6 protein-coding genes are annotated in these 6,548 nt (G+C 67.3%); 4 read left to right on the top strand and 2 right to left on the bottom strand.

The genetic code is table 11. From position 1 onward, the window contains the following. Positions 1–492 precede the first annotated feature (492 nt). Together EIZ45_RS09620 and EIZ45_RS09615 are read left to right on the top strand one after the other, a co-directional pair. Complete coding sequence (locus EIZ45_RS09620; protein WP_134662305.1) at positions 493–1,734, top strand: MFS transporter; 1,242 nt, start codon at positions 493–495, stop codon at positions 1,732–1,734. 21 nt (positions 1,735–1,755) lie between these two features. Continuing rightward, positions 1,756–1,953: an MbtH family NRPS accessory protein gene (locus EIZ45_RS09615; protein ID WP_037813453.1), complete on the top strand. Its 198-nt coding sequence runs from the start codon at positions 1,756–1,758 to the stop codon at positions 1,951–1,953. A 275-nt stretch (positions 1,954–2,228) separates the two neighbouring features. Here EIZ45_RS09615 and EIZ45_RS09610 read toward each other — a convergent pair whose 3' ends face one another. Beyond that, entirely contained in the window at positions 2,229–3,299 is a 1,071-nt protein-coding gene (locus EIZ45_RS09610) for a S1 family peptidase (protein WP_240690566.1), read from the bottom strand. Positions 3,300–3,740: 441 nt separating this feature from the next. Here EIZ45_RS09610 and EIZ45_RS09605 point away from each other — a divergent pair, with 441 nt between their 5' ends. Then, positions 3,741–4,436 (top strand): trypsin-like serine protease, encoded by a 696-nt coding sequence (locus EIZ45_RS09605; protein ID WP_205669845.1) that lies wholly within the window; start codon positions 3,741–3,743, stop codon positions 4,434–4,436. 38 nt (positions 4,437–4,474) lie between these two features. Further along, complete coding sequence (locus EIZ45_RS09600) at positions 4,475–5,011, top strand: snapalysin family zinc-dependent metalloprotease (RefSeq protein WP_043837184.1); 537 nt, start codon at positions 4,475–4,477, stop codon at positions 5,009–5,011. Between the two features lie 140 nt (positions 5,012–5,151). Here EIZ45_RS09600 and EIZ45_RS09595 read toward each other — a convergent pair whose 3' ends face one another. After that, positions 5,152–6,546 carry a family 2B encapsulin nanocompartment shell protein gene (locus EIZ45_RS09595; RefSeq protein ID WP_134662301.1) on the bottom strand — a complete coding sequence of 465 codons (1,395 nt, stop codon included), beginning with the start codon at positions 6,544–6,546 and terminating at the stop codon, positions 5,152–5,154. Positions 6,547–6,548: the final 2 nt, after the last annotated feature.

Genomic DNA, 6,548 nt, shown 5'->3' with positions numbered 1-6,548 from the left:
CGGTGCGGGTTGCTGCGGCGGATTGCCGGGTCTTGCGGCATGGGCGGCTCTCCGGAGAAGGGCCGCTGCCAGGCCGGTTCCGCAGGCGTTTTGCTGGCTGTCGCGGCAGGTCGCCGGGGCGGTGTGGGGTGAGCGGGTGTCCGGGCAGGGGACGTTGCCGCGCCGATTCCGCGGGATGGTGCGCGGCGTCCGGTTCGGTGGGTGTCTTGCAGGCCATTGCGGCGGATTGCCGGGGGTGGTGGGTCGTGAGCGGGTCTCCAGGCAGGCGCCCTTGCCGAGCCGGTTCCGTGGGTGTGGTGCGCGCTGATCGCCGGGGCACGAGCGGGCTTGTCCCCGAGGACTGTTGCGAGGCTCGGTCTGCCGTGCCCGCTGATTGTCGGAGGGCCGAGGGATGAGCCGAATAGCCGGGCAAGACGGCTGGCCGCGGCGGGAGTCCTCCGTTGCCGGGGGCGCGAGTGCGGTTCGTCCACAGGGAGCTTCGGGAGGCGGGGCATGAGCGGGATCGCGGGCAATCGCGACTATCGGCTTCTCTGGACCGGCCAGGTCGTCTCCGAGGCCGGGTTCAGCACGACCACCATCGCGTTTCCGCTGCTGGTGCTCGCGCTCACCGGGTCGGCGGCGCAGTCGGGGCTGGTGCTCGGGGCGGTCGCGATCAGTCAGCTGGTGGCCGGGTTGCCTGCGGGGGCGTTGGTGGATCGGTGGCCTCGCAAGCGGATCATGCTCGGGTGCGAAGCGGCGCAGGCGGTCGCGGCGGGCGGGCTGGTGCTCGCGTTGTACTGGGGCGTCGCTGAGGTCTGGATGCTTGTCGCGGTGGCCGTCGTGATGGGGTTGAGCCGGGCGTTGTTCGAGCCGGCGGAGGAAGCCAGTTTGCCGCGGCTGGTGGTGGAGGAGCAGGTTCCTTCGGCGGTCGCGATGAACGCTGCGCGGACTAGTGCTGGGCAGTTGTCCGGGACTGCGCTTGGCGGGTTTCTCTTCGCGGTGGGGCGGGCGGTGCCGTTTCTCTTCGACGTGGTCGCGCATGTCTTTGCGTTTGTGTCGTTGTTGTTCGTGCGGTTGCCTCGGGGACCCGAGCGGGCTGAGGACGCTCCGGCCAGGCATCTGGGGCGAGAGATCGTCGAGGGGCTTCGGTGGGTGTGGACTCGGCCGCCGTTGCGGGCGACGGTGTTGTGCGTGGTCAGTTTGAATCTGTTCTTTTCCGCTTATTATTTGGTAATTATTGTGCTGGCCAATGAGCGGGGGGTGCCGTCGGGGGAGATTGGCGTGATGGCGGCGATGTTGGGGGCTGGGGGAATTCTCGGGTCGTTGGCCGCGCCCTATCTGCATCGGTGGGTTAGTTCTTATGGGTTGGTCATCGGGGTGTTTTGGGCGTTGACTGTGCTGACGCCGCTTGCTGTGTTCGTCCATAATGGATATGTGATGGGGGCGTTGTTCGCGGCTGTTGCGTTTTTGCCTCCTGCGGCTAATACTGCTATTGCTACTTATCAGTTGCTGTCCACTCCGGACGGGTTGCGCGGGCGGCTCGGGGGAGTTCTCGGGGTGACTGGCGGGTTGGCTGCTGCTGCCGGGCCTGCGTTGGGCGGGTGGTTGGTGGAGGCGTTGCCTGCGGTGGCTGCGGTGTTGACTTGTACTGGGTCTATTGCGGTGGTCACTTTGGTGACGACGTTCAGCCGGACTTTGCGCGGGTTGCCTGCTGCGCCTCGGGTTCGTGAGCTTGAAGAGTCTTCTGGTCAGTGAATGTCAGGAAAGGACGATGTGATGGATGACGAGGGTGTGTTTCAGGTTTTGGTTAACGACGAGGAGCAGTATTCGTTGTGGCCTGCGGACAAGGAGGTTCCGGCTGGGTGGCGGGGGGATGGGATGAGGGGGAGCCGGGAGGAGTGCATGCGGCATGTGGACGAGGTGTGGACGGATATGCGGCCTCGTTCGCTTCGGGAGAGGATGGCGGCTGAGTAATCTCGGGCGGCTCGTCGCCTGGCGGCGACATTGCGTCCTCGGTGGGGCCCACCACCCCTCAGCCTGAGTGTGACTACGGCGCGGGGGTGCTTGTCAAGGCGGGAAAGATGCCTTGACAAGCACCCCCGCGCCGTGTTTTTGGCTGTGTATCGGGGTTGCGGGGCTGTGGGTGCCTTGATTCGTTGGGTGCATCGGTGCGGGTATGTGAGGGGAACCCTGAGGGAATCAGATTCCTTCAGGGTTCCCCTCACGTACCTGAAAAGGGGGCATTAGCCTTACGGCAGAACCAATCCGTAGGCGCTCAGTGCTGCGGGGACTGGCTGGAAGAAGGTTTCTCCGCCGGAGTTGCAGTCTCCGCTGCCGCCTGAGGTGAGGCCCAGTGCGGTGGCTCCGTCGAACAGCGAGCCGCCGCTGTCGCCGGGTTCTGCGCAGACTGTCGTGTCGATCAGGCCGCTCACGCTGCCTTCCTGGTAGTTCACCGTGGCATCGAGCGCCGTGACCTGGCCGTCGTGTACGCCGGTGGTCGAGCCGCTTCGGGTTACGGTTTCGCCTACGGTCGCGTCGCCTGCTGCGGTGATTTGCTGGCCGGTGTTCACGGCGCTCGGGGCGTCCACGCCGGCGTCGTAGGTGGCGTACGAGTAGTCGGTGCCCGGGAAGTTCGCGGCGGACGTGGTGGCGATGTGCTGCGAGTTGCCCTGGTCGGCCCACCAGTCGTTGGTGGCCACGCCGCAGTGTCCGGCGGTCAGGATGGCGGCCTGGCCGCTCGAGGTGTGCACGTTGAAGCCGAGCGAGCAGCGCAGGCCCTGGCCCCAGATCGCGTCCCCGCCGCTGATCAGCGGGCGCAGTTTGCCCTTCGTCTGTGCGAAACGGGCCTTGTCGCCGAAGCGGTGGACGGCGTTGGTCACCTGGGAGAGCTTGGCTCCGGTGACCGTCGAATCTGCGGTGACGAGCACCTGCCCGGTGCGCGGGTCGACGCGCCACGCGGTGCCGGGGACGCTCGCTGTGCGGGCCAATTCCGCGGTGACGGCTTTCAGTTGGGACGCACGGTATTTCACGAACTTCGGCGTCGCGCCCGCCGCGCGGACCTGGTCGGCGGCGGCCTGGTCGGTGACGGTGACTGTCAGCCGCGAACCGGCCTGGTCGTAGAACGAGCCGACGGTGCGGTCGCCGAGCGATTTCGCGAGGCTGGCGGACATGGCGGTCGCGGCTCTCGCGTTCAGCGGGGCCGCCGAGGGCTGGGCGGTCGCGACGCCCGAGGCGGCGAAAACTGATCCAGCGGCCAGAACCGCCGCGGCGAAGGCGATACCGCCGCGTCCGCCGTGTCTTTGACTGAGTGCTGGGATCATGCACATCTCCGTTTCTTGCGAATAGGACGATGGCGCACTGCGGTCAGCGAATGCGTGCGCAATTCGCAGTTTAGGGACGCTTGGCAATCTCTTATACCCACGAAAGTCGCGAATCCCGTTCGGCTTTGCTGGTCAGTGAGTCGCGGCGTCCGCTCAACGGAACTTGCCGCATCCGAACCATTAGCGGCTCGTTGAAGCGCGGACACCGAACCGGAACAGCTTATTCCGCGTTCGGTTCATGCCGGTAATCGAGGTTCGTGCCGCCGCGCACGGTTCGAGGTCCGGTCGTATCCCTCCTTTCGACGGTGTTCGGACTCCGGCGGCCCTGGGACTCTGTGGTTTCCGTCGCGGGCCCGGCGCCCGCGAAGTCGTCCCCGGCCGTATCCCGGCCGAACTCCACTCCCGCGATCGGCGGGATTGGCTGCTATGGAAGGGAAAGCGATGCGGAAAATTTTGCTGACGATGATGGGCACGGCCGCCCTCTTGTTCGGAGTGGCCGCACCGGCGGTTGCGGCGCAGCCGGCCATCATCGGAGGCAGCGACGCCACCGAAACCTACTCGTTCATGGTGTCCCTGGACAACGGCTGCGGCGGAAGCCTCGTCGCGCCCCAGTGGATCATCACCGCGCACCACTGCGGCCAGGCTTCGCAGGCGCGGATCGGTTCCACCGACATCAACTCCGGCGAAGTCGGCCAGATCGACAACGTGATCACCAATCCGGGCACCGATCTGACGATGATGCACCTGAGCCAGCCCGCCCAGTCCGCACCGGTCGCGATGGCGCAGAGCAACCCGTCGCCGGGAACGGGCGCGCGGCTGCTCGGCTGGGGCTGCACGAGCTGGCCCAACTGCCAGACGCCGCAAACCCTGCAGCAGATCGACCTTCAGGTCCTCGACAGCAGCGCCTGCGCCGAAGGCGGCGGCGGTTCGGGCGACGTCTGCATCTCCGGCGACTACTCGCATTCGGCCTGCCACGGCGATTCGGGCGGCCCGGCGATCGTCGGCACCACCGGGAACTGGACGCTGGTAGGCGAAACCCACGGCCCCGGCGACAACGGCGGCGAATGCGCCACCAGCACCCTCTACACCGGCATCGCCCAGTACATGTCGTGGATCCAGCAGCAGATCGGAAGCTGACCCCTGTCCAGGAAGACCTTGTGCGGAGAGGAAAAACCATGACCCTGCACCGCTTTGGCCGGCTGGCCGCCGGCGCGGCCGCCGCCTTGGTGCTGCCGCTGACCGGAGCCGGCACGGCGTCGGCCGCGCCGCTGGACGCGGTCGAACTGTACTACGACGCCAGCGGTCTGCCCGACTACCAGGCCGAGGCCACCCAGGCCGCGGCGAACTGGAACAACTCCGTGCACAACGTGCACCTCAACAGCGGCGGCGCCGCGACCATCGTCATGCACGAAACCACCGGCGGCGGTTCCTACACCCAGACCGACGGCCACGGCAACGGCGACATCTACATCGACACCCAGCAGGTCGCCGAGGGCAACGACCCGACCAGGATCATCGCCCACGAAATCGGCCACAACCTCGGCCTGCCCGACCACTACGAGGGCCCCTGCTCGGAACTGATGTCCGGCCACGGCCCGGGGATCACGTGCAAGAACGCGATGCCCGACGCCCAGGAGTCGGCCCAGGTGGACGCGAACTTCGCGAACGGCTTCGCGACGGTTCGGTTGCCGGACAAGCACATTTACCGCTGACCCGGCGAGCGTTTGCGGCGGCTCAGGCGACGAGCACGGATCACCTGCACGCCCGAGTCCGCTTGCCAGATAAGCACATTTACCGCTGACACACCGATGCTCGCCGGAAGCACCCAGCTTCCGGCGAGCATCGGCACACCTCAGCCGCGTGCCACCTCGACGTCGTCGAGAATCCCCAGCGCGTCCGGCACCAGAACCGCGACGGAGTGATAGGCACTGACCAAATAGGACGACACCGCGCGGTCGTTGATGCCCATGAACCGCACATTCAACCCCGGCCGGTATTCGTCGGCGAGGTTTTTCGGCCGCAATCCGATGACGCCCGCGTCGTCTTCCCCGGTGCGCATCGCGAGCACCGACGTGGTGCCTGCTTCGGTGACCGGGATTTTGTCGCACGGCAGGATCGGCACCCCGCGCCAAGCGGTGACGCGTTTTCCGTCCACCACGACCGGCTCCGGGTAAATGCCCGCCCTCGTGCATTCGCGCCCGATTGCCGCGATCGCCCGCGGATGTGCGAGGAACAAGCGCGTTTTGCGGCGCCGGCAGAGCAGTTCGTCCAGATCGCCCGGCGTCGGCGGGCCGGTGCGCGTGGTGATCCGGGATTTGAGGTCGGCATTGTGCAACAGGCCGAAATCCGGGTTGTTGACCAGTTCGTGTTCCTGCCGTTCCCGCAGCGCCTCGACGGTGAGCCGCAATTGCTGCTCGAACTGGTTCATCGGGTCGTTGTACAGATCGGTGACGCGGTTGTGCACCCGCAGGACCGTCTGCGCCACCGCGAGGTCGTACTCGCGCGGCGAGGGCTCGTAGTCGACGTACGTCCCGGCCAGAACCGGTTCGCCGTCGTGACCCGCGGACAGGTCGATGTTCGCCTCGCCCTTGCGGTTCTGCGGTTTCCGCGGCTGGGACGCGGCCTGCGCGACGTGTGCGCGCAGGGAGTCGAGCCTGCCGTTGAGCCGGGCGTACGAGCCGGCGGGCAGCGCCAGCGCGACCACCCTCGTGGCGGCGCGGGCGGTGAATCCCCAGGTGGCGTCGTCCCCGGAGAGGAGTTCGCCGCCGAAATGGTCGCCGTCGGTCGCGGTGCCGAGGTGGGTTTCCGCGCCGTACTGTCCCTCGCCGTGCCGGGTGACCTTGCCGTGCACGACGAGGACGAGCTGGTCCAGCGGCTGCCCGGCGGTGACGAGCGTGCTGCCCGCCTCGTACTCGCGCTGTTCGAACGCGTCCGCCAGCGCCCCGAGGGCGGTTTCGTCGGCGAAGCCGCGCAGCAGCTCGATCTCGGTGAGCTCGAGCGGGACGACCTGCACCTGCGCTCCGGTCTGGAAGAAACTCACCTTGCCGTCGCCGACGGTGTAGGTGAGCCGCCGGTTGACCCGGTAGCTGCCGCCGGGCACCTCGACCCACGGCAGCTGCGACAGCAGCCACCGCGTGGTGATCGAGCGCATCTGCGGCAGCGACTTGGTGGTCGTGGCGAGGGTGCGGGCCGCCTTGACGCCGAGGGAGAGCTGCTCCTGTCGGTCCGTTTGTTCCGTGACGGGCACCG

It is taken from the genome of Amycolatopsis sp. CFH S0740 (genome assembly GCF_004522315.1).
GTDB classification, from domain to species: domain Bacteria; phylum Actinomycetota; class Actinomycetes; order Mycobacteriales; family Pseudonocardiaceae; genus Amycolatopsis; species Amycolatopsis nivea.
This window is presented reverse-complemented; position numbering and strand designations above follow the sequence as displayed.